We start from the raw sequence: 24,563 nt of genomic DNA, 5'->3' as shown, positions 1-24,563 counted from the left end.
AAAGTAATTATTAGGAGGTTTTGGCATGGCATTTGAAAGCCTATCCGAAAAACTGCAGAATGTATTTAAGAACCTAAGAGGTAAAGGCCGTTTAACAGAAGCAGATGTAGCAGCTGCCTTGAAAGAAGTTAAGATGGCTTTGCTGGAAGCAGACGTTAACTTTAAAGTAGTTAAGAACTTCATTAAGTCTGTCCAGGAACGTGCTATAGGTCAGGATGTAATGTCCAGCTTAACACCGGGACAAATGGTTATAAAGATTGTAAATGAAGAAATGGTAAAATTAATGGGCTCTGAAACTACAGAGATTGCATTCAAACCTGGTAATGAAATTACTGTGATTATGATGTGCGGTCTTCAGGGTGCCGGTAAAACAACCACAACTGCTAAACTGGCAGGAAAATTTAAAACAAAGGGTAAGAAACCTTTGTTGGTTGCCTGCGATATTTACAGACCTGCTGCAATTGAACAGTTACAGATTAATGGTAATAAGCAGGGTGTTCCAGTATTCACTATGGGAGATAAACATAAGCCCGTAAACATTGCAAAAGCGGCTATTGAACATGCGGCTAAAAATAATATGAATGTGGTAATCCTGGATACCGCTGGCCGTCTTCACATAGATGAAGATATGATGAATGAATTAATAGAAATCAAAGAGAATGTCTCTGTATATCAGACCATCTTGGTAGTAGATGCTATGACAGGTCAGGATGCAGTAAATGTTTCCGAAATGTTTAATGATAAAATCGGTATTGATGGTGTTATCTTAACGAAGTTAGATGGTGACACCAGAGGCGGTGCAGCCCTTTCCATCCGTGCAGTTACCGGAAAACCTATTCTTTATACCGGTGTGGGAGAAAAATTATCTGACTTAGAACAATTCTATCCGGACCGTATGGCTTCCAGAATTCTTGGAATGGGTGATATTTTAACTTTAATTGATAAGGCTCAGGCAGAATTTGACGAAACCAAAGCAAGAGAATTAGAAAAGAAAATTAAAAAAGCAGAGTTTGATTTTAATGATTTCTTAGATCAGATGCATCAAATCAAAAAGATGGGCGGCTTTGCCGACATATTAAAAATGATGCCCGGTATGGGCGGACAGTTAAAAGACGTTGATATTGATGAAAGTGCTTTATCCGGAATAGAAGCTATTATTTATTCCATGACTATAGAAGAACGTACCAATCCTGACATACTGAACCCTTCCAGAAAGAAACGAATTGCAAAGGGTGCAGGTGTTGATATTAGTGAAGTTAACAGAATCGTAAAGCAGTTTGAGCAATCTAAGAAGATGATGAAACAATTCTCCGGAATGCTTGGCAGCAAAGGTGGTAAACGTAAGTTTAAATTACCTTTTGGATTTTAGTCATTGTTTGGTTATAAATTGTTTATATAGAGTTATTATTGTCTTTAAACAATTCTTTATATAACATTTTACAATAAAGTTTAATGTGAAAATATTTTTGCATTATAAAGATTTATTTTTTAAGGAGGTGAAATACATGGCAGTAAAGATTAGATTAAAGAGAATGGGACAGAAAAAAGCTCCTTTCTATAGAATCGTTGTTTCAGATTCCAGATCACCAAGAGATGGTAGATTCATCGAAGAAATTGGTACTTATGATCCAACTAAGGATCCTAGTGTATTCAACATTAACGAAGAAGTAGCTAAGAAATGGTTATCAAATGGTGCTCAACCTACTGAAACAGTTGGCAAATTATTTAAAAATGCAGGTATTACAAAATAATTGCTTTTTTAACTTTTTGTTGCTACAAAGTATTGTGCAATAGTTGTACAATCATTTCACATTCCTATGGAGGTGAAGAGTAATGAAAGAATTAGTTGAAGTAATTGCTACATCACTGGTTGATTATCCTGAAAAAGTTGTTGTAACGGAAAAGGAAACTGAAAAGGCTATTATAGTTGAATTAAGGGTTGCTCCTGAAGATATGGGTAAAGTAATCGGAAAACAAGGCCGTATTGCTAAATCCATCCGTACCGTTGTAAAAGCTGCAGCAACTAAGGATGATAAGAAAGTAGTCGTTGAGATATTACAATAAATCAAGACTGTTTGTTTGTGTTGTCAAACTTGAGTTAACAACGATAATAATAAGTAAGATTTTACGTGAGTGAATACTTATGGTAAAACTTTACTTACCGTAAGTAAATTATAACTTTACAAGAACCTGGTCTTTTTAGACATGCCTTAAGGCACGGGTTCTTGTTTTGTCATAAAAATAAAATTACTTGAATGATAGGAGACCATTATGAATGATTTCTTAAGAGTGGGAGTTATTACTTCCACCCATGGTATTCGCGGAGAGGTTAAAGTCTTCCCTACAACAGATGATATAAATCGATTTAAAACCTTAAAACAGGTTATTCTAGATACTGGAAAAGAATATTTAGACCTTGAAATTGAAGGCGTAAAGTTTTTTAAACAATATGCTATATTAAAATTTAAAGGAATTGATAATATAAATGACATCGAAAAATATAAAGGAAAAGATCTTCTGGTTACCAGGGATAATGCTGTAAAACTAGAAGAGGATGAGTACTTTATATATGATATATTGGGCTCTAAAGTAATTAGTGATGAAGGCAACGAACTTGGTGAATTAACAGAAGTTCTTACTACTGCTGCAAATGATGTTTATGTTGTAAAAACAAAGGAAGGAAAAGAGATTTTAATCCCTTCCATAGAGGAATGCATCCTGAATGTTGACACAGAAAAGAAAGAAATAAAAGTTCACCTGCTTCCAGGCTTATTATAAAGATAAAAGAAAATAAATATATAATGGAGACCAACTATGAATTACCATGTACTAACCTTATTTCCGGAGATGATCCTTCAGGGGTTAAATACAAGTATCACAGGTAGAGCTTTAGAGAAAGGCATATTATCTCTGGAAGCAATTAATATCCGTGATTTTTCAGAGAATAAACACAATAAAGTAGATGATTATCCATATGGTGGCGGTGCAGGTATGGTCATGGCTGCTGGACCGGTTTATCGTGCCTATGAACATACAGCAGAAAAGATTAAAAAAAGTTGTATAAGTGATAATGCGGAGAAGAAACCTCGTGTTATTTATCTGACTCCCCAGGGGAAAGTTTTTCATCAAAATATTGCAGAAGAATTAGCAGAGGAAGAGGATTTAATCTTCTTATGCGGTCACTACGAAGGCATTGATGAGAGAGTACTTGAAATGATTGTTACCGATTATATTTCCATAGGAGATTATGTTCTTACAGGTGGAGAATTACCGGCTATGGTTATGATAGATGCAATATCCAGGCTTATTCCCGGGGTGCTGAATAATGATGTTTCAGCGGAATTTGAATCTTTGCAGGATAACTTGTTAGAATACCCCCAATATACCAGACCGGAAGTATTTATGGGGAAAATGGTACCGGAAGTATTACTATCCGGTCATCATGGAAATGTAGAACAATGGAGAAGGCAGCAGTCTATTATACGTACAGCCCAAAACCGTCCGGATTTGCTGGAAAAGGCACATTTATCAGAGGATGAGAAGAAGTTTCTGAAAAGTAATTTTAAAGAATAAAAGTACCTTATAGTGCTATTCTTTGTATAGTTAAAAGACCTTTTATTTAAAAAGAGTTAAATAAATATTTAGTAAATAAAAAAACGGAAAATGCTTGCATTTTCAATTGGAATATGTTAGAGTAAGTTGTTGTGAGATGGGATGGTCCTCTGATACACCGCATTTTATATAATGGACATGCAATTGAGTAAATTAACAGCAGAAAGTTAAGTAATGCAAGGTATTAAGAACATCTAAATATGAAGGAGGTCACAAAATGAACAATATTATTAAAAACATTGAAGCTGCTCAGCTTAAAGAAGAAGTTGCTAGTTTTAACGTAGGTGATACTGTTAAAGTATACGCAAAAGTAAAAGAAGGTAACCGTGAGAGAATCCAGGTTTTCGAAGGTACTGTACTTAAGAGACAAAATGGTGGCGCAAGAGAAACATTTACAGTTAGAAAAAATTCTAACGGTATTGGTGTTGAAAGAACTTGGCCGGTACATTCACCAAGCGTTGACAGAATCGAAGTTGTTAGACATGGTAAAGTCAGAAGAGCTAAGTTAACTTATTTACGTGGCAGAGTAGGTAAGAGAGCTAAAGTTAAAGAAGCAATAAAATAGTTCTAATATTTATGATGACTAGAGGGGACAATTACTTAGGTAATGTCCCTTTTTTAGAATATATGTAATTTAACATAAGGGAGATTTGTCATGGATTTTAATTTTGATAAAACCAGCAGAAAGCCATTAGTGAAGAAAATCATAACTGAAGGTATTATATGGATTATTGAATTAGCCGTTGTTATTGGTCTTGCATATTTTGTTGTTAATTTTACCATAGAAAGAACTACCATGCTGGGAGTTTCCATGAGTCCCACTTTAGTTGATCAGGATAAAATTATTATTAATAAATTTGCATATAAATTCAATAAACCGGAACGCTTTGATATAATCGTATTTAAACAAAGCGGAAATGAGCATAGCTATTATAATATAAAGCGAATAATAGGTCTGCCCGGTGAAACAATAAATATTACCGACGGAAATGTATATGTTAATGGTGAATTGTTAGAAGAACCAATGGTAATTGAACCAATTACAAACAGTGGCCTTGCTGCAGAGGAGATAACTCTGGATAAAAATGAATATTTCGTATTAGGTGATAATCGAAATAACAGTGAGGACAGTAGATTTGCAAATATTGGAAATATATTGTCCAATGAAATAATAGGTAAAGCATGGATTCGAACAAATAATTTTAATTTTGTTAATAAATTGAACCTGAAAAGGGAGGAGAAATAATTGAATTTTCAATGGTATCCAGGTCATATGGCCAAAGCAAGACGCATGATGCAGGATGATATAAAGCTAATTGACGTTGTCATCGAGCTGGTAGATGCAAGAATACCACTAAGCAGTAAGAATCCGGATATTGACGAATTAGCTAAAAATAAATCAAGAGTCATATTATTAAATAAATATGATTTAGCAGAACCAAAATATAACGAGCAATGGAAAGCATATTTTGAATCGAAAGGTTATTTTGTTACTTTAGTTAATTCAAAAACCGGAGTGGGTGTTAAGAAAGTAAATGAAATTGTACAAGAAGCCTGTAAGGAAAAAATTGAAAGAGACCGTAAAAAGGGCATAATAAACAGGCCGGTAAGAGCCATGGTGGTGGGTATACCAAATGTAGGAAAGTCAACCTTTATTAATAGTTTTGCAGGTAAGGCTTCTGCAAAAACAGGCAACAAACCAGGTGTGACAAAAGGGAAACAGTGGATCCGTTTAAGTAAGAACATTGAATTACTTGACACACCGGGGATATTGTGGCCTAAGTTTGAAGATCAGGCAGTAGGTCTGCGTTTGGCTTTTATTGGTTCTATTCGTGAAGAAATACTTAATATATTAGAACTATCCCTAGAACTAATTAAATTTCTTCATGAAAATTATATTGGGTGTTTAGCTGCCCGTTACAATATTGAGGAAGCGGATGATCCGGTACAAATTCTTTCCAGTATTGCAGAAAGGCGGGCTTGTAGAATCAGAGGCGGCTTTTTAGATTTAAATAAAGCGGCCGGAATTGTTATTGATGAATTTCAAGATGGTAAACTGGGAAATATTACTCTGGAATTTCCAAATAAAATGTAATTTTACCTTACTTTTGCTTTTTATAATATTAGTAATTTACATTGCTCCTTGAGCAATGTATACTATTATTATACAATATAACTTCATGCTTTAAGCCTAAGAAAAGAGGTGAAGAAGTGTCCATAAAAAAAGTAGTTGATTTTAATGCGGAAGAAGAACCATTAGGCGGTACTAAAATTATGAAAAAAGAAATCTTTCATCTCTTGTTTTATATCATTCTAGTTTTTCTGGCAACCTTCGTAATTATAAATTATGTTGGTCAACGTACTGTAGTTCAGGGACAGTCAATGGAAAATACATTATTTGATCGAGATAATTTAATTATAAATAAATTATCCTATCATTTTATTGCTCCAAAACGCTTTGATATTATTGTATTTCCAATCAAAACAAGTAAAAAATATTATATTAAAAGGATCATTGGACTTCCCGGTGAAACCCTGCAGATTAAAAATGGCAATATCTATATTAACTCTGAACTTTTAGAAGAAAACTATGGAAAAGAAATTATGAACTATTCCGGAACTGCAAGTGTTCCTATTACGCTGAATGAAGATGAATATTTTGTTCTTGGTGATAACCGTAATCATAGTTCGGACAGCAGAGATCCGGATGTTGGCGTGATTAATAAGGACAGGATTATTGGTAAAGCCTGGCTGCGAATATGGCCATTGAATAAGTTTGGTTTTGCTAAGTAAATAGAGATTATACTAAAGGGAGAAAGTAACTTGGAAATTAGAATATCTGATGTTAAGAAAGAATTCGCTGAGGCTGATGCGAATCAATTAGTACAAATTATAAATAAATATCGTAATGACAATAGAGTCGGTGTTATTAAACTTATTCAAAATTATGAAAAGGAAATAGAAAAACTTAATAAAGAAATAGAACGAACTGAAAAAATGAAAACTTATGAGAATAAGTTTCGGGAATATTCATATATATGTGGTGTTGACGAGGTGGGAAGAGGACCATTAGCAGGCCCTGTTGTAGCCTGCGCAGTAATTTTACCAAAAGATTGTAATATTTTATATATTAATGATTCCAAACAATTATCTGAGAAAAAGAGAGAAGAGTTATATGATGAGATTATGGAACAGGCAGTAGCTGTTGGTGTTGGAAGTATTCCACCTTCCCATATTGATGAAATTAATATTCTTCAGGCAACTTTTGAAGCTATGAGACAAGCTATAAATAATCTGTCCATTAAACCCGATATATTGTTAAATGATGCTGTTACTATACCGAAAGTTGACATAAGACAGGTTCCTATTATTAAGGGAGATGCCAAAAGTATATCCATAGCCGCAGCAAGTATTATTGCAAAAGTAACCAGAGACCGCTTAATGGTTGCTTATGATAAGGTCTTTCCACGGTATGGATTTGCAAGTAATAAGGGATATGGTTCAAAAGAGCATATAGAAGCATTGAAAGAATATGGTCCTTCTTTAATACATAGAGCTAGTTTTATTAAGAATTTTATATAATAAAAATATCCGCTTATTAAATTACTTAATCTGTTTAACATAAACTGTTTCCTTTATATTTGGAGGTATCCTATGGAAGAAAACATGAAATCAAAAGAACATAAAATTAATAAAAATGGAACTGAAACTGGCTTTATAGGTGCTGAAATTGATACTGTGTCAGGAACAGATGCACATCCTATCTTGGATCCTAAGTTTAGAAATAAAACCGCAGTAGCAGTATCTTATCACCCTGATGAACCAGCACCCAGAATCATTGCAACCGGTAAAGGTTATTTAGCAGATAAAATAATTAAAAAAGCCGGAGAGCACAAGATTCCCCTTCATAAAGACGATCAACTGGCAGGAACTCTTTCCAGATTAGAAGTAGGAGATTTTATACCTCCTGAATTATATGAGGTGGTGGCAGAAATATTGTTATTTGTTGATGATATGGACCGAATTAAGAAGAAGGTTTTACCAAGATAAAAACAAATGAACTTAAGGGGGAGATTATGTATAATAAACGTTCTATTGGAAAAGAGTTTGAACAAAAAGCTGTAGAGTACTTAATACTTCAAGGTTATAAGATTATTATAACTAATTTTCAATGCAGAACCGGCGAAATTGATATTATAGCAGAACAAGACAATTATCTTATATTTATTGAAGTAAAATACCGTACCAATTCCGCTAAAGGAATGCCCCATGAAGCTGTTGATATACGTAAAATAAAGAAAATATCTAAAACTGCCAGGTATTATATGTTTATAAATAATATCTCCATGGAAACACCATGCCGGTTTGATGTGGTTTTAATCTTAAATCAGGAGATTTCTCTCATTCAAGATGCATTTCAAGCGATATTCTAAGTATTTATATCCTTTTGAATCAAAATGTAAGCACCCTAATGCTTTAAACTCTAATACCCATCCCCTTAGATTATGATTTCCAAGGGTAGCATTTTCAGGGTTTTGTTCGATTATTAAGTAAATAATATAGCAATCTATCTAAGTTTATTATATAATATTTGCTAATAGTCTGATTATATATAGTACGGAATATAAATGGAAGGATGTATGATGTTGTTAATGATTCCAAAGACTAAAAATAATCAGAACATGGAGAATCGGTTAAAAAACAAGTTTTTTCAACCGATAATTTGTACCGACACAAAATTATAGTCATTGTTAATTGGTGTTACAGCACCGGAATTGAGGATATTATGAATTTTAATAATAATAAAAATACTATTTTAAATACGGAAAATAAAACGCCTTTTCTCACATTTCCTGGGTTATCCCATATATCTTTTATACGTCATGGATTTTCAACAAGGTTGGGGGGCGTCAGTAAAGGATATTTTGAAAGTATGAATTTGGGTTATTCCAATGGTGATAATCCAAAAGACGTTGATGAAAATTATAGAAGAATCTGTGAAAGCATCGGATTGCCTATGAAAGATTGTGTTTTGTCACATCAGGTACATAATACAGTAGTAAAGCTGGTTACAGAAGCCGATAAAGGGAAAGGTGTTATCCGGACCAGAGATTATGAAGGTGTTGATGGATTGATTACTAATATTCCAGGTATACCCCTTGTTACATTTTCTGCTGACTGTGTAATACTATATTTTGTAGATGTTAAAAATCATGCCATAGGTCTTTGTCACTCAGGGTGGAGAGGAACTGTAAAAAGAATGGCTAAGGTCACTCTTGATGCTATGAGGGAACATTTTGGAACAGATCCCAAAGACGTTGTAGCTGTCATTGGGCCTTCCATCTGCATGGACTGCTATGAAGTAAGTGAAGATGTTGCAGAAGAATTTAAGAATGAATTTAATAGTAAACAGCTAAAGGATATATTATTGGATAAGAGCAATCATAAATACCAGCTAGACCTTTGGGAAGCTAACAGGCACATATTATCAGATGCAGGAGTGGATGAGCATAATATTCATATTTCAGGTGTTTGCACTTCTTGTAACAAAGATATATTATTTTCACATAGAGCGACTCAGGGTAAACGTGGTATATTAGCCGCATTCTTAATGATAGAAGAGCTATAACAAAATTTGACCACTAACAAAAACTTAAGGAGAAGTGAAGGTTGAAATACCTTCAACTTTTGAAAGGAGCTTGTTCATAAATATGTTAATAAATAAAATTAGTGAGAATGGAATTGATATTGCTGTTTTAAACAGTGATGATTTATTGATAACGGATGTACAATCAGCACTGGACCTTATAGCTACTGTTAATTATGAAGTGGATTGTAATCGTATCATCCTGGATAAGTCATTAATCTGTGAAGAATTTTTTGACTTAAAGACCAGATTGGCAGGAGAAATATTGCAAAAATTTATTAATTATCAATTTAAAATTGCAATAGTAGGGGACTTTTCGGTATACACAAGTAAGAGTTTAGTTGATTTCATATATGAATGTAACCAAGGTAAAGATATATTTTTCTTTGGTGATGAAAAACAAGCTATTGAAAAGTTCAAAAATATTTGATTCTTAAAATAAAATATTGATTATACAAGAAGGTGTAATTTAATCTCTTATAATATTACAGACTAAATATTTAGATTATATTTAAGATCTTATATTTCATTATAAATATCCTCTATTAAGCCCAGTAATTATTATAGAGGTGTTCATTAGTTAAAGAAAATCTTAATTAACAATGGGGTATGGACTTAAAGCCATACCTCATTATTACTGTTTATACATGATATATTCATTTTCAAAAATAAATAAGCCGCAACTTTACCTGGTACATACAGTTAAATGCGTATAGGTAATTTAGCAGAATTGCTATTGTTAATGATAATAATATTTCAAAATAGATTTGATAATTTATCATTCAACTGTTATACTAAATCATATGCAATCCATGCTAAAAAAGGTAAAATTATCAGGTGTTTTAAATGTTGCAGGATAGTATTATTCGATAATTCTATTATTATAAAAAGTGGGAGAGAAAATAAAACATAGAAAGAATGCCACAAAAAGCATCTTTCAGAGGTTGAAAGAAAATAGATGTTAGAAAGGTTGCCACGAAGTGAACTTTCAACCAATTTGTGGCGGTATCGCATCTGCTTAGGATGTGATACGAGATAGGTGTAAAAATGAAAGAAAAAGGCCATATTATTAAAAACGTGGCTTCAGGCAGCATTGCAGAAGAAATGGAGATTACACCAGGTGATAAGCTGCTTCAGGTTAATGATAGAGAAATAAAAGATGTGTTTGATTATCACTATGCAGTCAACGATGAATATATAGTTCTTCTCATTGAAAAGCCTGATGGTGAACAATGGGAAATTGAAATAGAAAAAGATTTGCAAGAGGACATAGGCATTGAATTTGAAGAAGGTTTAATGGATTCTTACCGCTCATGCAGAAATAAGTGTATGTTCTGCTTTATTGATCAGATGCCTCCAAATATGCGAGAAACTTTATATTTTAAGGATGATGATGCAAGATTATCCTTTTTGCAGGGTAATTATATTACGTTAACAAATATGACTGATGAAGATATTGATCGGATTATCTTCTACAAATTATCACCAATTAATATATCTGTTCACACCACCAACAAAGAATTAAGGTGTAAGATGCTGCATAACCGTTTTGCCGGAGAAGCTTTGGATAAAATTAAAAAGCTTAGTGACGGGGGAATTACTATGAACGGACAAATTGTTCTATGTAAAGGTGTCAATGATGGAGAAGAATTAGAACGTTCCATTCATGATCTAGCGGCGTTTATACCTCATATGCAAAGTGTATCCGTAGTTCCTGTTGGCTTAACAAAATATCGTGAAGGATTGGCTAAGCTTGAGAAATTTCAGAAGGAAGATGCCATAGAAGTTTTAAAAATCATTCACAGCTGGCAAAAGATATTATTAGAAACTTACGGTACTAGATTCATTCATGCCAGTGATGAATGGTATATTACTGCCGGACTTCCAATTCCTGATGAAGAGAATTACGAAGGATATCTGCAATTGGAGAATGGGGTAGGTATGGTACGTCTATTAGTGAATGAATTCAATGAATATTTTGAAAGCCTTACCGGTGATAATAGGGCAAAGAATTTATCCCTTGCAACAGGGGTGCTGGCTGTACCTTATATGAAAGATTTGATAAAACAGCTAAATACGAAGTTTCCGGGTATTCATGTAAAGGTATTTACCATTATCAATAATTTTTTTGGTAATGATATTACCGTGGCAGGATTATTAACGGGACAAGATATAGCAGAACAGTTAAAAGAGAAAGATTTAGGGGAATACTTACTATTACCGGATGCATTGCTTCGAAATGGTGAAAAAGTATTACTGGATGATTTTACTGTTGAAGATATCAGAAATGCTTTACAAACAGAACTTCGTATTGTACAATCAGACGGAAAGTCCTTAATTGATGCCATAATTAATTAAGATAAAGGAAGGTTGAAAGAATTTCATTCTTTAAAGTTGAAATTCTTTCAACCGGAGATTTGTGCTGGGCACAAAGTCTCCAGACTTTGAAAGGAGCAGGTTATAAATATGAGTAAACCGATAGTTGCAATTGTTGGCCGTCCCAATGTAGGAAAGTCAACGTTGTTTAATGCATTAGCAGGAGAGAAAATTTCAATTGTAAAAGATCATCCAGGTGTAACAAGAGACAGAATTTATGCTGATGTTACATGGCTGACCAATCAATTTACAATGATTGATACAGGAGGTATTGAACCAGAAAGTAAAGATTTAATGTTATCACATATGAGGCAACAGGCAGAAATTGCCATTGAAACAGCAGATGTTATTATGTTTATCGTAGATGTGAGGCAAGGTTTGGTAGATGCTGATTTTAAAGTTGCAGATATGTTAAGACGTTCCGGTAAACCTATAGTTTTAGTTGTTAATAAGGTTGATAATTTTGATAAATTCATGCCTGATGTATATGAATTCTACAATCTTGGAATTGGAGATCCCCATCCAGTTTCCGCTTCTTCAAAACTTGGGCTGGGAGATATGTTAGATGAAGTGATTAAATTTTTTAGACCAGAAGATATGGCAGAAGAGGAAGATGAACGTCCCAGAATTGCAATAGTAGGAAAACCAAATGTTGGGAAATCCTCCATAATCAATAAATTAATTGGAGAAGATAGAGTCATCGTATCTGACATTGCAGGAACTACCCGGGATGCTATAGATACCACTGTAAAATACCATGGAAAAGAATATATCTTTATTGATACAGCCGGACTTCGCCGTAAAAATAAAATTACGGAAGATCTTGAGCGTTACAGTATTATCCGTACGGTAACTGCAGTAGAAAGAGCTGATGTGGTTGTCCTGGTTATCGACGCTTCAGAAGGTGTTACGGAACAGGATGCCAAAATAGCAGGTATTGCACATGAACGTGGAAAAGGTATTATTGTTGCGGTAAATAAATGGGATGCTATTGAAAAAGACGATAAGACTATTTATAAGCATACCAATAAGATAAAAGAAGTTTTAGCCTTCATGCCTTATGCAGAAATGATTTTTGTCTCTGCATTAACCGGACAAAGATTAAATAAGTTATTTGATTTAATAGAGCAGGTAATTCAAAATCAAAATTTACGAATTGCTACCGGTGTTTTAAATGAAATTATGACTGAAGCCGTTGCCTTACAGCAGCCACCATCTGATAAAGGAAAACGTTTAAAATTATTTTATATAACACAAGTCGCAGTAAAACCGCCTACATTTGTTATTTTTGTAAATGACAAATCTTTGATGCATTTCTCATATACTAGATATATAGAAAATAAAATTAGGGAGGCCTTTGGCTTTGCTGGAACCTCATTAAAGTTTTTCATCAGGGAGCGAAAGGAAAAGGAATAGTATGTTCATAAAAATATTAATTTGCTTAGTACTTGGTTATTGCTTTGGATGTATTTCAACAGGGTACATTGTTGGAAAAGCGAATAAAATTGATATTCGCAAATATGGAAGTGGAAATGCAGGAACTACCAATGCACTTCGTACTTTAGGATGGAAAGCCGGATTACTCACGTTTTTAGGAGATGCCATAAAGGCAATTCTTCCTATTTTACTCATCCGTTTAGTTATATTTCCGGATTATGAAGCTCTCAATCTTTTAATGCTTTATACCGGTCTTGGTGCTGTATTAGGACATAATTTTCCCTTTTGGCTGCACTTCAAAGGTGGTAAGGGAATTGCAGCAACCGGCGGAGTTATGTTAGCTTATGACTGGAGACTTGCAGTTGCTGCTTTGGTTGTATTTCTTATCATCGTAGTTGTAACAAGATATGTATCACTTGGATCTTTAGTTATATCCACATTATTACCAATATGGATAATAATATTTTATCCAGGTAATTTACATATGATTATAGTTGGTATCATATTTACTTTATCTGCTTTTATTAAGCATCGTTCCAACATAAAACGACTAATGAGTGGAACCGAGAATAAAATCGGTCAAAAGGTGAAAATAGACAAGTAAACTTAGGAGGTATTTTTTAAATGGCAAAAGTAAGTATTTTAGGGGCAGGAGCTTGGGGAACTGCTTTGGCTATCCTGCTTGGAAATAATGGACATGAGGTAACCCTATGGTCATCACTTGCTAATGAAGTAGATATTTTATCAAAAACCAGAGAATTAAAGGAAAAACTTCCCGGAGCAAAACTCCCTGAATCCGTAAGGATATCCGATGACTTGGAAAGTTCCTGCAAAGAAAAAGATATTATCGTATTTGCAGTAGCTTCTCCTTATGTAAGACAAACAGCCCAAAAAGCAAGACCTTATATCAAGGAAAGGCAAATCGTTGTAAATGTAGGTAAAGGTATAGAAGAAACAACTTTAGATACTTTAACTGATATTTTACACGAAGAATTAAATAATGCAGATATTGCCGTATTATCCGGTCCAAGCCATGCGGAAGAAGTAAGCCGGGCAATTCCTACAACTGTAGTAGTAGGTGCTGAATCCAAAGCAACTGCTCATTTTATACAAGATATCTTTATGAGTGACCGTTTTCGTGTGTACACCAGCCCTGATGTAATTGGTATTGAGCTTGGCGGTTCTTTGAAGAACGTTATTGCACTGGCAGCCGGTATAGCTGACGGCTTAGGATATGGAGATAATACAAAGGCAGCCCTTATGACAAGAGGAATTGCTGAAATCAGCCGTCTTGGCATTGCTATGGGCGGTAAAATAGAAACTTTTGCCGGACTTTCCTGTGTGGGTGATTTAATCGTAACCTGTACAAGCCACCACAGCAGAAACCGTAAGGCTGGTTATTTGATTGGAAAAGGTTATTCTATGGATGCTGCAATGGAAGAAGTAAAGCAGGTGGTGGAAGGCGTATATTCTGCAAAAGCAGCACTTGCACTTTCTAGAAAATGCAATGTAGAAATGCCTATTGTGGAACAGATAAATCAAGTATTATTTGAAAACAAATCTCCGGAAGAAGCCGTAAACGATCTTCTGCTTCGTGATAAGACAAGAGAATATTCGGATTTAAAATGGGAGAAATAAGTAAAAATAATATAATTAATATTTTATAACCAAATTAGAACATACTACCAATTAAACAATAATGATGGAGTAGATGAGTTAATTCATATTCATATACCCATCATTATTTATTTTCAAATATATATATATAACTTGGATAACATTAATGATGACATTAATTATAGTTCTATTACCAATATGGTATAATAAAATCCATTGAAATGAACTCTATTTCAATGGATTTGCAGGGTGATTACTATAAATTATAGTAAACTGGTTATTGTATTTTTAAAGTATCTAACATAGCCATGAATCTGGCGCCATGTCCTTCTTCGGCCTCTAAAAAGTATTGGGTTTCTATGAGCAGGATGTCACTTTCGTCTTGTAAGATATAATATTCCCTTATAATAGAGTCCCAATTATACCCTGTCTGTGTTCTTAAATAAATTGTTTTATACTGTTTTTCTCCAATTACTTTATATTTAGTTATGGCGTGAGATAATTGTTCGTCAGCAAATTCTTTTTCCAATTGATCTGCATAATCATCCATTTTCTTATTAGAATATCTGCTTATATTTAAGAATACATATGGATATACATTGGGATCTGGATTCTTAGCCATATAACTGTCAACACCTAATTCCCTTGATAATACATAACGTTCCGAATCATATGCCATTTGATAGCCTGATTCGCTGACATGTATTTTCCCTTTTACGGTTTCTGTAGAGCCTTCTATTTCAACTTTAAGATCTACTTCTTTCCCTTCAAGTTCCGAATTAGCCGAAGTATTCTTTGTTTCGGTTTCAGAAGTAGTTTTTACTGTAGAATCAATAGCAGAGTTCTCATTTAATGTTTTATCCGTTAATTCCGTGTTTTGCTTTTCGTTTTCATTGGTTTCATCCGATAAAGTCGTATCAAGATATGTATTGGAATCTTCAATCTTAACCGGATTCATTTCTATATCTGCCTTAGAACATCCATACAAACTTAAAGTAGTAGTAGTAACTAACATAACAATAAATATTTTTCGTTTCATTTTCCTCATCCTTTTCCTATTTATTTGCATAATAGTTTTTCTATTATATAAGTTTATAATAAACCTTAGTCATATCAAGCAAATAAATAAGTTGTAACAAAGTTGTAAATAAATATATTGGAATATGCTAATTAATAGTGTAAGTAATACATCTTAGGTATTTTACTTCATTGGTAAAATTATTTTTACCATAGTCCCTTTTCCAAGTTCTGATTCGATAATCAGTTCACCATGATGCAGTGATACAATATCTTTACAGATAGACAGACCTAAACCAGCACCGCCAGTTTTTCTAGACCTTGATTTATCTACACGAAAGAATGGTTTTACAACCTCCTCAAGTTTATCCTTTGGAATACCAATTCCATTATCACTTATGGATAGAATAGAATTCTTATTTTCTTCATAAGCTTTAATTTCAATAATTCCACCATTCTCAATGGCTTGAATACTATTTTTTATTAAATTGATTAATAACATATAAATCAGAGTCTTATCTCCTAGGATTATGGGTAAATGAATTTGATGAACTAGTTTTATATCTTTTTCCTCTAGTTGGAGTGTAACAGCATCTGTAATTTCATCTATAAGTGTATTCAGAGGTATTTTAATGAGTTCAATGGATTGCTCCCTGGCAAATGTAATTGTCATAAGCTTTGTATATATATCCTTCATCCGTTTTGCTTCTGTATAGATATTTTTTGCTGATTTTTGTTTTTGTTCGTCAGATGCATTGGCACTAAGTAAAAATTCCGCATAACCTTGTATGGAAGTGAGAGGAGTATTCATTTCATGAGACAAATCATCAATAAATACCTGACGTTCCTTTGCTTTTTGTTCTAATTGTTCCGTTCTATTTTCAATGGCTTCTGCCATATCGTTAAATGCATTTACAACGTCGCCAAATTCATCACTGGTTCGTTTGATTTTAACACTATAATCACCGCCAGATATGGCAATTGCCCCTTTATGAAGAGAATCAATTGGTCTTGTAATCCATTTGGCATAAAGATATGAAAAAATCCCAAGGATTAGTACGAATAAAAAAGCTAAGGCAACGGACATCTGTATACTTTGGTATTTGGCATCATAGATACTTTGTATGTCTCTTATATATATAAGTGTGGATTGGTTGTTATCCAAGAATAATCCGGATAATACAATATAATGGCGATTACCTTCTTCTAAGATCTGAATTGTTTTTGTACCTGATTCTACAGATAAAAAGTTCTTTAAGTCATTTTGTTTAATTAATTCTGAACCTTTGTATACAAATTCACCCTTATGATAAAGTAGAAGATGAATTCCTTTTTCTTCATAATACTCACCATATCTGGCTGCAACAATCTTAATAGTATTCTTGGAGGAAATGTTTAAGTCAACATTGTTTTGAATGGATAACTTAATTAAATCAAATTCATTAATAGACCGCTCCTGTTCTCTTTTAATATTGGAAATATGGCTTTTGTTAATTACAAAGCTTGTACTTATGAATAACGTAGTTAAAGATAGCAGGAGAATACTTAAGAATATTTTCAGCCATAGTTTCATCCTTTAGGAGCCTCCAATCTATATCCGTACTTATAGACAGTTTTTATGACATCTTCCCAATCCAGTTTTTTACGAAGCCTTTGGATGTGCATATCTACAGTTCGTGTTTCTCCAAAGTAATCATAACCCCATGCAGCTTCTAATAATTGTTCTCTGGTAAGTGCCAAATTCTGATTTTGTATTAACACCTCCAATAGTGCAAATTCCTGGGCTGCCAATTCTACCTGCAGATTATTCTTTACAACAGTCCGTTCTGTTAAACTTACCTCTACATTTTTTAATCGAAAATTCTTCTGACCCTTGCCGTTTCTTCTAAGTACTACCTTTATGCGGGCAATCAGTTCCAGCGTCTCAAAGGGTTTTACTATATAATCTTCCGCTCCAAGGTTTAACCCCTTTACCCTGTCTGTAAGGGAACTTTTGGCTGTTAAATAAATAACCGGTATATTCGTTTCTTTAAATTTATCAATCAGTTGGAAACCATCCTTTCCAGGCAGCATAACATCCAGTAAGCATAAATCAATTTCTGTTTGATTCATAGCTTCTAGGGCTTCTTGTCCGTTAAAAGCCTGGCTGCAGGTAAAGCCAACCATATTCAAATTCATAACAATCAGGTCACTAATTGCTTCTTCATCATCTACAACCAAAATGTGTGGCATATTGTAAACCTCCTTGCTTAGATATCAATAGTATAACATAGAATTAATTGTGTTTCATCTTATACAATTGGTTTATAAATAAATTAAGTATTTTAGGATTATATATCAAAATATTGTTAACGAAAAGCCTTTTAAAGGTAACAAATAATGGTAGATATTTGTTTTTTTATCATATATAATATATAGAATAAAAGATATAAATTCCCTAATGTCAAAATCATGAATAGAGTATTAGAAATTAGAAAACATCCTAATGAATATAAAGATGATGAAGAAACTTTGGCATGGTTAGAATCATTGGGTCCCTAGAAGAACAACCGTTAACTGAATATACAAGAACCGTTTTACACTAGTTTAATGGGTTGGGAGTATAATAAGTAGTTTATTTATCATACATTTTAAAGTACAGGAGGCTTTTATGGCTGTATGGAATCCATGGCGGGGATGTCATAAAAAAAGTGAAGGATGTGCCAATTGTTATATACACAGAGCGGATGCTAGAAAAGGAATTGACACTGATAAAATATATAAAACAGAAGAATTTTATAAACCCATAGAAAAAGATAAAAAGGGTAATTATAAAATAAAAAGCGGACAAACCGTATTTTTATGTTTTAACAGCGACTTCTTCGTTGAAGAAGCAGATGATTGGAGAAAAGAAGCATGGGAAATGATGAAAATCCGAGAAGATTTACATTTTCTATTTCTAACAAAAAGAATTGAACGTTTTCCAATTGGATTACCTGAGGATTTTCAGGATGGATATAACAATGTAACAATATGTACTACTATTGAAAATCAAAATAGAGCAGATGAAAGGCTTTCCGTACTAAAAACTCTACCTATTAAGCATAAAATGATAACTATACAGCCTATGCTTGAAAAAATTAATATTCTGGATTTTTTAGATGATACAATTGAATGCGTCGTTGTTGGGGGAGAATCTGGAAGCAATGTAAGGCCTTTAGATTATGAGTGGGTTTTAGACATTAGGGAACAGTGTATAAAGAAGAATGTAAGTTTTGAATTTAGACAGTTGGGTTCCATATTTATAAAAGATGGTAACACTTATAAAGTTTCACGGCAAAATTTATGTGCACAGGCCAGAAAAGCCACTATTAATTATTCTAGAATGTAAGTGTTAAGTGAAGGCCACGATACACTTTTTCTAAGAAATAAAGTTTATAAAACATCATGAGCATATATTATATATAAGAATCGGAGAATGACAAACTTAAATAATAGAAAGAGGCATTAAAAGAATGAAGACACCCATTTTAGAAACAGAAAGATTAATATTACGACCATTTTGTTTGGATGATGCGAAAAATGTTTTCGATTGTTGGGAGAGTGACCCCGATGTTGCCAAATACATGTTTTGGACTAGTCATAATGGATAAAAAGTTCAGTACCTTAATTAGCATTTGAAGCAGGTTGACAAATAAACATTAAAAACTAAAGTGAATTACAAGGAGAAAATTATGGAACAATTAGAAACCGGTAGACTTATTCTACGAGAATGGAATATGAATGATGCAGCAGATTTATACGAATATGCAAAAAGTAAAAAAGTAGGCCCTATGGCTGGTTGGAAGCCCCATGCTAACATAGAAGAAACCAAGAAAATTTTACAAATGTTCATAGAAGAAAATGAGACATGGGCAATCTGCCTTAAAGCAACAGGAAAAGTAATTGGTTCTATAGGGTTGCATTGTTCAAGTAGGGAGCATGAAAGAAGCCTAGGGTACGTTTTATCAGAAGATTTTTGGGGGAAAGGTCTAGTTTATGAAGCTGCAAAATGTATTATGGAATATGCCTTTCGTATTCTAAAACTAGAGATAATATCAGTTGTACATTTTCCATTTAATATTCAATCAAAAAGAGTAATAGAAAAGCTAGGTTTTCAATACATAGAAACAAAAGAAAAAGCCACAAAAATATTCGACGGTACTGAATATGATGATGTATGCTATGCTATAACAAAAGAAGAATTCTATAATTTAAACTTATAATCCCATTAGACTGAGATTTTATATTAGATCAAAATAGCAAAATGGCTATTCTAAATATTATTAAGATATAAATTACTTAATTCTATATAATAATAAAATTTAAAATGATTTATAATCCTTCAGATAATAATTGGAATGTTAAACGATATTAACATATAATGTAGTATATTCTAATTGGAGGGTCCTTAAATGAAAAGTGAAATAGTTCCTGCATTAATTTCCGGAATAATCTCCGTATTAATGTTTGTATACGCATTTTTTACTTCAAAAGAGAAAGGTCCGATATTAACTAATAACTATTTATTTGCCTCAAAAGAAAAACAAGAGAAGATGGATAAAAAGCTGGAGTACCGTCGTGCAACAATTGTTTTTGGATTGTTAGGACTTATATTCTTATTACTGACTTTGCAGATTCTAACTATATGGTTATGGTTAAATTATGCTATAGGAATAGTCGTTATTCTTCTAATTAGTTACGTTGTTAAAATTACAATGGATACTGTATTAAATGGTCCAATTTAATAAAAGGAGTCGAAGATATAACTCCTTTTATCAATTATCATAAGCTGTTCAATTTTTTGATTCAACTTTTATATGCTAAAATCCCTTCATATTTTTCAATATAGATCCTAGCAATAGTGAACAATTGAAATTGTTTTGTATCATGTTTTTAATTCACAAGACGGAAGATAGCCAAATTGATTTTTATAGCATTTTGAAAAATATGAAGGGTTATTAAAACCACACATTTCAGCACATTCTACAATATTTATATTCCCCTTTTTTAATAGTGTCCGGGCATGAAGACAACGGGTGGTAAGGAGATAGCCTTTCAATGTTTGTCCTGTTATTTCTTTAAAAATACGGCAAAAATAGTACTTGCTTATACAAAGCTCAGATGCGATATCGTCTAAGCTAAATTCATTTTTCAAATTCTTATTTATGTATTCAATTGCTTTCTTAATTAATTCTGATTTATTCTTACTGGCAATTCGTTCTTTATTTATTACTATTTGGTTTCGGTATAATAATATATTCATGGTTATACATAATGCTCTAATTGCCCTTTTCCAGTGAAGACGTTTATTTGTTGATTCGCGAATTATTATATTAAATATATTGACTATTTCTGGATCATTGGTTTTTTCACAAAATATATTTTCTGTAATATCAAAGCCGATATCACGGCAAAAATTATTATCCATAATCAAACAATAATAACTGCATTCACTACCATATAATTTTATGTCATGTATATAATTGGAATTTATTATAATTACATCACCGGCTGAAGCTAAAATGATTTCTCCATTGATAGAGATTTCCGCATTGCCTGAAATAAAATACAACATTTCGATATTTATGTGCCAATGGTAGAAGACTTCACTGAAAGAAGAATCCATCTTATAGAAATCAAAAATTATGGGAAAATCCAGCTCCATGAAAGAGTGTAACTCATAAACAAAATCTTTCATAATATAAACACTTCCTTACAATGAGATTATAGTAAAATTGTACCACAAAAATGCGAAAAGATAAATGCAATTTGTGAATATTAATAATCTTTCTTAATGAAAACCTTTGTACAAAGTTGTTAAAATGCAATATTTTATCTTTTTTTCGATAAAAAAGCAATATAGTTTTATTAATTGGCAAAGTAATTTGTTTAATTTTCAGAACATTTTAATTAGAATATAGATAGTGAGATATTTAGTATTATAACTTTTTATTTCTAAATTTTTATCACACAAGCAGAATATACATAATATTGACGAAAGCATGAGGAGGTAAGCAGAAGTGAAAGTGAATTCAGGATGTAAACCGGATAAGGGAAAGAAACCGCCTATGGCAGAAAAGGCTAAAAAGCATCTGTCGAAATACGGTATCGTATACCTGTTTCTCATTCCCGTAATGGTACAATTTATAATATTTTATCTTATTCCTATAATATTTAGTTTTGTGCTTACATTTACGGACTGGTCTATAGTAGGAACACCAAAGTTTAACGGATTGAGCAATTGGAAACGGCTTTTTAATGATGCTATTGCTTGGAAATCTATTAAAAACACAGTAAAGTTTTCTATTTATTATATTGTTCCCACTATGGCATTAGGGTTGTTTTTGGCAGTCATGATATTTGCACAGAAAAAGAAAGTTGGTACTTTTTTTAAAGGCATATTCTTCCTTCCGGTTGTAACCTCCTTTGTAGTTATATCCGGTATATGGAAGTGGATTTTTATGGGTTCAGAACAAGGAATCATAAACCAGGTATTAACATTCTTAGGTCTGAATACGCAGCTCTTCTTGGCCAGTTCCAAGCAGGCATTACTCGTACTGGCAAGTTTAAGTGTATTTAAGGTTGTAGGAAGTACCATGATATATTATTTTGCAGGACTTAACGGTATATCAGAAGAAGTATATGAAGCTGCCAAGATAGATGGGGCAGGAAAATGGAGAATATTCTCAAGGATAACCTTTCCTTTATTAACACCAATACATTTTTACGTAGCAATAGTTACCACCATAGGTTCATTCCAAATATTTGATTCGGCATTTCTTCTTACCAATGGAGGACCTAATTTTTCTACTAACACTATCGTATTTTATATGTATAAGCAAGGATTTTCTTCTTTAAGGTTCGGATATGCCAGTGTTCTTGCCTATGTACTGTTTGTAATAATATTATTGCTGTCCCTTATACAGAAAAAAGTTATAAGGGAAGATCTTGATTAATGGAGGAAACATATTATGGAAAGCAAGAAGACATCATTGATTTCAATTGTACTGTTAACAATATTAGCCATATTATTTCTGACACCTTTTATCATCATGATAATAGGCAGTATGATAAAAATGAAAATACCTGTAGGCAATCCCTTCACCTGGATACAAAAAGACCTGTCATTATTTAACTTTAATTTTATCATTAAAAATTCAGAATATTTGACTTGGATAAAAAACTCACTGGTTATTACAATTATACCTACCGCTTTACAAATGTTTTTTGCTCTGGTTTTAGGTTATATATTTTCTAAAAAGCAATTTAAGGGAAGAAATCTCATCTTTTGGATTATGATGGCTGTTATTATGGTTCCATCACAAATCCTTATTATACCACGCTATATCATGTTTAACAAAATCGGATGGATTAATTCATATATACCACTTATTCTTCCGCGGGTATGGGACATAATGGGGGTATTTTTTGTAAAACAATTTATGCTTCAACTTCCCAAGGAATTGGAAGAAGCTGCATATATAGACGGTGCCAATGATTTTCATATTTTGTTCGGAATTATGGCCCCATTATCTAAATCTGTAATAGCAACGGTTGGTACTTTTGCATTTATAACTTGCTGGAATGATTTCTTGACTCCGCTTATATTCACAACCAGCAAAGAAATGTATCCTATAACGGTTGGACTGGCTTCTCTGCTTACTAAGGAAGGAAACTTTGGAATTGAAATGGCCGGAGCTGTATTTTCCTTTATACCAACTTTCCTAATGTTTTTATTTTTCCAAAAGTATTTTACCAGAGGGATAGCATTCACCGGAATAAAATAAAAAGAGGCGTTAAAGGGCCGGAATCGAGGTTATAATGAAAAGTATTTGTGCATTGAAAGGAAAAATATGTATTATAGAAAGAGAAATACCTAATATAAAAGATAATTTTATATTGGTTAAAACAAGCTATACAGCTATAAGTCCGGGAACGGAGTTAACTATGACTAAGAACAGCGGGAATGAACTTGTTAATCTTGGATATAGCGCTTCTGGCGAAGTGGTGGAGGTTGGAGAAGGAGTAGATTACATAAAACCCGGTGATAGGGTTGCCTGTTATGGGGCGCCGTATGTGTCTCATAGTGAATATCTATTGGTACCTAAGACCTTATGCGTTAAAGTTCCTGATAGCCTTGGGTTAAAAGAAGCAGCTTTAGTTGGTTTGGGAGCTATAGCTATCCATGCATTACGGCAGGCTCGTTTACAGTTTGGGGAAATTGCAGTGGTATCAGGTCTTGGTATATTTGGGCAGCTTATAGGCCAGATAGCCAATGCTTCAGCATTACGAGTTATTCCTCTGAATAATACAGAAAAAAGAGCGGAATTGTTTGAAAAAATTACTGGAATAAAAACATTCGTTAATGAAGCTGATATGGAGGATTACATTAAAAAAATATCTTGTGATCGGGGAGCAGATGCTGTGTTTTTATGTGCCGGCAGAAGTGCAGGATATCAGACTAACAAAAGTATGGAGTGGTTAAGGCATAGAGGCAAAAGTATTATCGTAGGGGATATAGAGCCTCACTATGATAGGGGCCTTATGTTTGATAAAGAAATAGAAATAATGATTTCTAAAGCAGGCGGTCCGGGAAGATACGATAAAGTCTATGAATTTCAAGCAATTGATTACCCATACGGTTATGTAAGATGGACAGAAGGCCGTAATATGGAAGAGTTTATAAGGCTGGTTGCTGAGAATAAGATAATAGTTGAGGATTACATAAATGATAGCATAAAGATCAATGATGCAGAGTCTGCATACCCAGAGTTAGAAACAGGAACTTATGCAGGTCTGACAAAAATAATATCTTATATATAGAGGTGATGGCAGA

Annotated in this window: 28 protein-coding genes; 24 read left to right on the top strand and 4 right to left on the bottom strand. The window is 33.1% G+C overall.

Translation table 11 applies throughout. From position 1 onward, the window contains the following. Positions 1 to 25: 25 nt before the first annotated feature. From ffh to BM183_RS02740, 18 genes are all read left to right on the top strand, one after another. Positions 26 to 1,369: a signal recognition particle protein gene (gene ffh, locus BM183_RS02825; RefSeq protein WP_091684258.1), complete on the top strand. Its 1,344-nt coding sequence runs from the start codon at positions 26 to 28 to the stop codon at positions 1,367 to 1,369. A gap of 136 nt (positions 1,370 to 1,505) precedes the next feature. Beyond that, positions 1,506 to 1,751: a 30S ribosomal protein S16 gene (gene rpsP, locus BM183_RS02820; RefSeq protein WP_091684257.1), complete on the top strand. Its 246-nt coding sequence runs from the start codon at positions 1,506 to 1,508 to the stop codon at positions 1,749 to 1,751. Between the two features lie 82 nt (positions 1,752 to 1,833). After that, positions 1,834 to 2,064: a KH domain-containing protein gene (locus BM183_RS02815; protein ID WP_091684256.1), complete on the top strand. Its 231-nt coding sequence runs from the start codon at positions 1,834 to 1,836 to the stop codon at positions 2,062 to 2,064. A gap of 207 nt (positions 2,065 to 2,271) precedes the next feature. After that, on the top strand, positions 2,272 to 2,778 hold the full coding sequence (gene rimM / locus BM183_RS02810) for a ribosome maturation factor RimM (protein ID WP_091684255.1): 507 nt from the start codon (positions 2,272 to 2,274) through the stop codon (positions 2,776 to 2,778). A gap of 36 nt (positions 2,779 to 2,814) precedes the next feature. Further along, positions 2,815 to 3,573, top strand: a complete 759-nt coding sequence (gene trmD / locus BM183_RS02805) for a tRNA (guanosine(37)-N1)-methyltransferase TrmD (RefSeq protein ID WP_091684254.1) — start codon at positions 2,815 to 2,817, stop codon at positions 3,571 to 3,573. A gap of 256 nt (positions 3,574 to 3,829) precedes the next feature. Beyond that, positions 3,830 to 4,177, top strand: a complete 348-nt coding sequence (rplS, locus tag BM183_RS02800; RefSeq protein WP_091684253.1) for a 50S ribosomal protein L19 — start codon at positions 3,830 to 3,832, stop codon at positions 4,175 to 4,177. 90 nt (positions 4,178 to 4,267) lie between these two features. Further along, on the top strand, positions 4,268 to 4,858 hold the full coding sequence (lepB, locus tag BM183_RS02795) for a signal peptidase I (RefSeq protein ID WP_091684252.1): 591 nt from the start codon (positions 4,268 to 4,270) through the stop codon (positions 4,856 to 4,858). Continuing rightward, the gene (gene ylqF, locus BM183_RS02790; protein ID WP_091684251.1) at positions 4,859 to 5,707 is read left to right on the top strand and encodes a ribosome biogenesis GTPase YlqF; all 849 of its coding nucleotides are present in this window, start codon (positions 4,859 to 4,861) and stop codon (positions 5,705 to 5,707) included. It begins immediately after the preceding gene. A 179-nt stretch (positions 5,708 to 5,886) separates the two neighbouring features. Beyond that, entirely contained in the window at positions 5,887 to 6,405 is a 519-nt protein-coding gene (lepB, locus tag BM183_RS02785; protein WP_091684319.1) for a signal peptidase I, read from the top strand. 30 nt (positions 6,406 to 6,435) lie between these two features. Then, positions 6,436 to 7,194 (top strand): ribonuclease HII, encoded by a 759-nt coding sequence (locus tag BM183_RS02780; protein ID WP_091684250.1) that lies wholly within the window; start codon positions 6,436 to 6,438, stop codon positions 7,192 to 7,194. Between the two features lie 180 nt (positions 7,195 to 7,374). Continuing rightward, the gene (locus tag BM183_RS02775; RefSeq protein WP_242960823.1) at positions 7,375 to 7,662 is read left to right on the top strand and encodes an EscU/YscU/HrcU family type III secretion system export apparatus switch protein; all 288 of its coding nucleotides are present in this window, start codon (positions 7,375 to 7,377) and stop codon (positions 7,660 to 7,662) included. Positions 7,663 to 7,688: 26 nt separating this feature from the next. Beyond that, positions 7,689 to 8,045 carry a YraN family protein gene (locus BM183_RS02770; RefSeq protein WP_091684249.1) on the top strand — a complete coding sequence of 119 codons (357 nt, stop codon included), beginning with the start codon at positions 7,689 to 7,691 and terminating at the stop codon, positions 8,043 to 8,045. A gap of 353 nt (positions 8,046 to 8,398) precedes the next feature. Continuing rightward, entirely contained in the window at positions 8,399 to 9,241 is an 843-nt protein-coding gene (pgeF, locus tag BM183_RS02765; protein WP_091684248.1) for a peptidoglycan editing factor PgeF, read from the top strand. Between the two features lie 82 nt (positions 9,242 to 9,323). Next, positions 9,324 to 9,689, top strand: coding sequence for a DUF4180 domain-containing protein (locus BM183_RS02760; RefSeq protein WP_091684247.1), 366 nt, complete (start codon positions 9,324 to 9,326; stop codon positions 9,687 to 9,689). A gap of 617 nt (positions 9,690 to 10,306) precedes the next feature. Next, positions 10,307 to 11,617, top strand: a complete 1,311-nt coding sequence (locus BM183_RS02755; RefSeq protein WP_091684246.1) for a DUF512 domain-containing protein — start codon at positions 10,307 to 10,309, stop codon at positions 11,615 to 11,617. A gap of 108 nt (positions 11,618 to 11,725) precedes the next feature. Continuing rightward, positions 11,726 to 13,051 carry a ribosome biogenesis GTPase Der gene (gene der / locus BM183_RS02750; protein ID WP_091684245.1) on the top strand — a complete coding sequence of 442 codons (1,326 nt, stop codon included), beginning with the start codon at positions 11,726 to 11,728 and terminating at the stop codon, positions 13,049 to 13,051. 1 nt (position 13,052) lies between these two features. Further along, positions 13,053 to 13,676, top strand: coding sequence for a glycerol-3-phosphate 1-O-acyltransferase PlsY (gene plsY, locus BM183_RS02745; protein WP_091684244.1), 624 nt, complete (start codon positions 13,053 to 13,055; stop codon positions 13,674 to 13,676). Positions 13,677 to 13,696: 20 nt separating this feature from the next. After that, complete coding sequence (locus tag BM183_RS02740; RefSeq protein WP_091684243.1) at positions 13,697 to 14,710, top strand: NAD(P)H-dependent glycerol-3-phosphate dehydrogenase; 1,014 nt, start codon at positions 13,697 to 13,699, stop codon at positions 14,708 to 14,710. Positions 14,711 to 14,966: 256 nt separating this feature from the next. Here the strand turns inward: BM183_RS02740 and BM183_RS02735 are convergent, their stop codons facing one another. The 3 genes from BM183_RS02735 to BM183_RS02725 form a co-directional block, all read right to left on the bottom strand. Continuing rightward, complete coding sequence (locus BM183_RS02735) at positions 14,967 to 15,728, bottom strand: hypothetical protein (RefSeq protein ID WP_091684242.1); 762 nt, start codon at positions 15,726 to 15,728, stop codon at positions 14,967 to 14,969. Positions 15,729 to 15,890: 162 nt separating this feature from the next. After that, positions 15,891 to 17,279, bottom strand: coding sequence for a sensor histidine kinase (locus BM183_RS02730; RefSeq protein WP_091684241.1), 1,389 nt, complete (start codon positions 17,277 to 17,279; stop codon positions 15,891 to 15,893). After that, entirely contained in the window at positions 17,276 to 17,938 is a 663-nt protein-coding gene (locus tag BM183_RS02725) for a response regulator transcription factor (RefSeq protein ID WP_091684240.1), read from the bottom strand. Before BM183_RS02725 ends, BM183_RS02730 begins: the two co-directional genes overlap by 4 nt. 418 nt (positions 17,939 to 18,356) lie before the next feature. Between BM183_RS02725 and BM183_RS02720 the strand changes: the two genes are divergently transcribed. The 3 genes from BM183_RS02720 to BM183_RS02705 all read left to right on the top strand — a co-directional run bounded on the left by BM183_RS02720 (position 18,357) and on the right by BM183_RS02705 (position 20,472). Then, positions 18,357 to 19,076: a DUF5131 family protein gene (locus tag BM183_RS02720; protein ID WP_091684239.1), complete on the top strand. Its 720-nt coding sequence runs from the start codon at positions 18,357 to 18,359 to the stop codon at positions 19,074 to 19,076. A 343-nt stretch (positions 19,077 to 19,419) separates the two neighbouring features. After that, positions 19,420 to 19,950, top strand: a complete 531-nt coding sequence (locus tag BM183_RS02710; RefSeq protein WP_091684238.1) for a GNAT family N-acetyltransferase — start codon at positions 19,420 to 19,422, stop codon at positions 19,948 to 19,950. Positions 19,951 to 20,139: 189 nt separating this feature from the next. Continuing rightward, positions 20,140 to 20,472, top strand: a complete 333-nt coding sequence (locus BM183_RS02705) for a DUF3784 domain-containing protein (protein ID WP_091684237.1) — start codon at positions 20,140 to 20,142, stop codon at positions 20,470 to 20,472. A gap of 140 nt (positions 20,473 to 20,612) precedes the next feature. On the opposite strand, the gene BM183_RS02700 is transcribed toward BM183_RS02705, so the two are convergent. Continuing rightward, the gene (locus tag BM183_RS02700) at positions 20,613 to 21,425 is read right to left on the bottom strand and encodes an AraC family transcriptional regulator (RefSeq protein WP_091684236.1); all 813 of its coding nucleotides are present in this window, start codon (positions 21,423 to 21,425) and stop codon (positions 20,613 to 20,615) included. Positions 21,426 to 21,747: 322 nt separating this feature from the next. Between BM183_RS02700 and BM183_RS02695 the strand changes: the two genes are divergently transcribed. From BM183_RS02695 to BM183_RS02685, 3 genes are read left to right on the top strand one after another with little or no spacing between them, the layout of a single operon-like run. Next, a complete protein-coding gene (locus BM183_RS02695) occupies positions 21,748 to 22,683 on the top strand; it encodes a carbohydrate ABC transporter permease (RefSeq protein ID WP_207650122.1) in 936 nt (311 codons plus the stop codon). Between the two features lie 15 nt (positions 22,684 to 22,698). Next, positions 22,699 to 23,514: a carbohydrate ABC transporter permease gene (locus BM183_RS02690; RefSeq protein WP_091684235.1), complete on the top strand. Its 816-nt coding sequence runs from the start codon at positions 22,699 to 22,701 to the stop codon at positions 23,512 to 23,514. A gap of 34 nt (positions 23,515 to 23,548) precedes the next feature. Then, positions 23,549 to 24,550, top strand: coding sequence for a zinc-dependent alcohol dehydrogenase (locus tag BM183_RS02685; protein ID WP_091684234.1), 1,002 nt, complete (start codon positions 23,549 to 23,551; stop codon positions 24,548 to 24,550). Positions 24,551 to 24,563 lie beyond the last annotated feature (13 nt).

This window comes from Anaerocolumna aminovalerica (assembly GCF_900115365.1).
In the GTDB taxonomy this organism is placed as follows: Bacteria; Bacillota; Clostridia; order Lachnospirales; family Lachnospiraceae; genus Anaerocolumna; species Anaerocolumna aminovalerica.
Note: the sequence above shows the minus strand (reverse complement) of the source record. Positions and strands in the feature narration are given on the sequence as shown.

Bases quoted from the DNA above. Each gene is read 5' to 3' on its own strand.
- ffh (WP_091684258.1), top strand. From the start codon at position 26: ATGGCATTTGAAAGCCTATCCGAAAAACTGCAGAATGTATTTAAGAAC.
- rpsP (WP_091684257.1), top strand. From the start codon at position 1,506: ATGGCAGTAAAGATTAGATTAAAGAGAATGGGACAGAAAAAAGCTCCT.
- BM183_RS02815 (WP_091684256.1), top strand. From the start codon at position 1,834: ATGAAAGAATTAGTTGAAGTAATTGCTACATCACTGGTTGATTATCCT.
- rimM (WP_091684255.1), top strand. From the start codon at position 2,272: ATGAATGATTTCTTAAGAGTGGGAGTTATTACTTCCACCCATGGTATT.
- trmD (WP_091684254.1), top strand. From the start codon at position 2,815: ATGAATTACCATGTACTAACCTTATTTCCGGAGATGATCCTTCAGGGG.
- rplS (WP_091684253.1), top strand. From the start codon at position 3,830: ATGAACAATATTATTAAAAACATTGAAGCTGCTCAGCTTAAAGAAGAA.
- lepB (WP_091684252.1), top strand. From the start codon at position 4,268: ATGGATTTTAATTTTGATAAAACCAGCAGAAAGCCATTAGTGAAGAAA.
- lepB (WP_091684319.1), top strand. From the start codon at position 5,887: ATGAAAAAAGAAATCTTTCATCTCTTGTTTTATATCATTCTAGTTTTT.
- BM183_RS02770 (WP_091684249.1), top strand. From the start codon at position 7,689: ATGTATAATAAACGTTCTATTGGAAAAGAGTTTGAACAAAAAGCTGTA.
- pgeF (WP_091684248.1), top strand. From the start codon at position 8,399: ATGAATTTTAATAATAATAAAAATACTATTTTAAATACGGAAAATAAA.
- BM183_RS02760 (WP_091684247.1), top strand. From the start codon at position 9,324: ATGTTAATAAATAAAATTAGTGAGAATGGAATTGATATTGCTGTTTTA.
- BM183_RS02755 (WP_091684246.1), top strand. From the start codon at position 10,307: ATGAAAGAAAAAGGCCATATTATTAAAAACGTGGCTTCAGGCAGCATT.
- der (WP_091684245.1), top strand. From the start codon at position 11,726: ATGAGTAAACCGATAGTTGCAATTGTTGGCCGTCCCAATGTAGGAAAG.
- plsY (WP_091684244.1), top strand. From the start codon at position 13,053: ATGTTCATAAAAATATTAATTTGCTTAGTACTTGGTTATTGCTTTGGA.
- BM183_RS02740 (WP_091684243.1), top strand. From the start codon at position 13,697: ATGGCAAAAGTAAGTATTTTAGGGGCAGGAGCTTGGGGAACTGCTTTG.
- BM183_RS02735 (WP_091684242.1), bottom strand. From the start codon at position 15,728: ATGAAACGAAAAATATTTATTGTTATGTTAGTTACTACTACTACTTTA.
- BM183_RS02730 (WP_091684241.1), bottom strand. From the start codon at position 17,279: ATGAAACTATGGCTGAAAATATTCTTAAGTATTCTCCTGCTATCTTTA.
- BM183_RS02725 (WP_091684240.1), bottom strand. From the start codon at position 17,938: ATGCCACACATTTTGGTTGTAGATGATGAAGAAGCAATTAGTGACCTG.
- BM183_RS02720 (WP_091684239.1), top strand. From the start codon at position 18,357: ATGGCTGTATGGAATCCATGGCGGGGATGTCATAAAAAAAGTGAAGGA.
- BM183_RS02710 (WP_091684238.1), top strand. From the start codon at position 19,420: ATGGAACAATTAGAAACCGGTAGACTTATTCTACGAGAATGGAATATG.
- BM183_RS02705 (WP_091684237.1), top strand. From the start codon at position 20,140: ATGAAAAGTGAAATAGTTCCTGCATTAATTTCCGGAATAATCTCCGTA.
- BM183_RS02700 (WP_091684236.1), bottom strand. From the start codon at position 21,425: ATGAAAGATTTTGTTTATGAGTTACACTCTTTCATGGAGCTGGATTTT.
- BM183_RS02690 (WP_091684235.1), top strand. From the start codon at position 22,699: ATGGAAAGCAAGAAGACATCATTGATTTCAATTGTACTGTTAACAATA.
- BM183_RS02685 (WP_091684234.1), top strand. From the start codon at position 23,549: ATGAAAAGTATTTGTGCATTGAAAGGAAAAATATGTATTATAGAAAGA.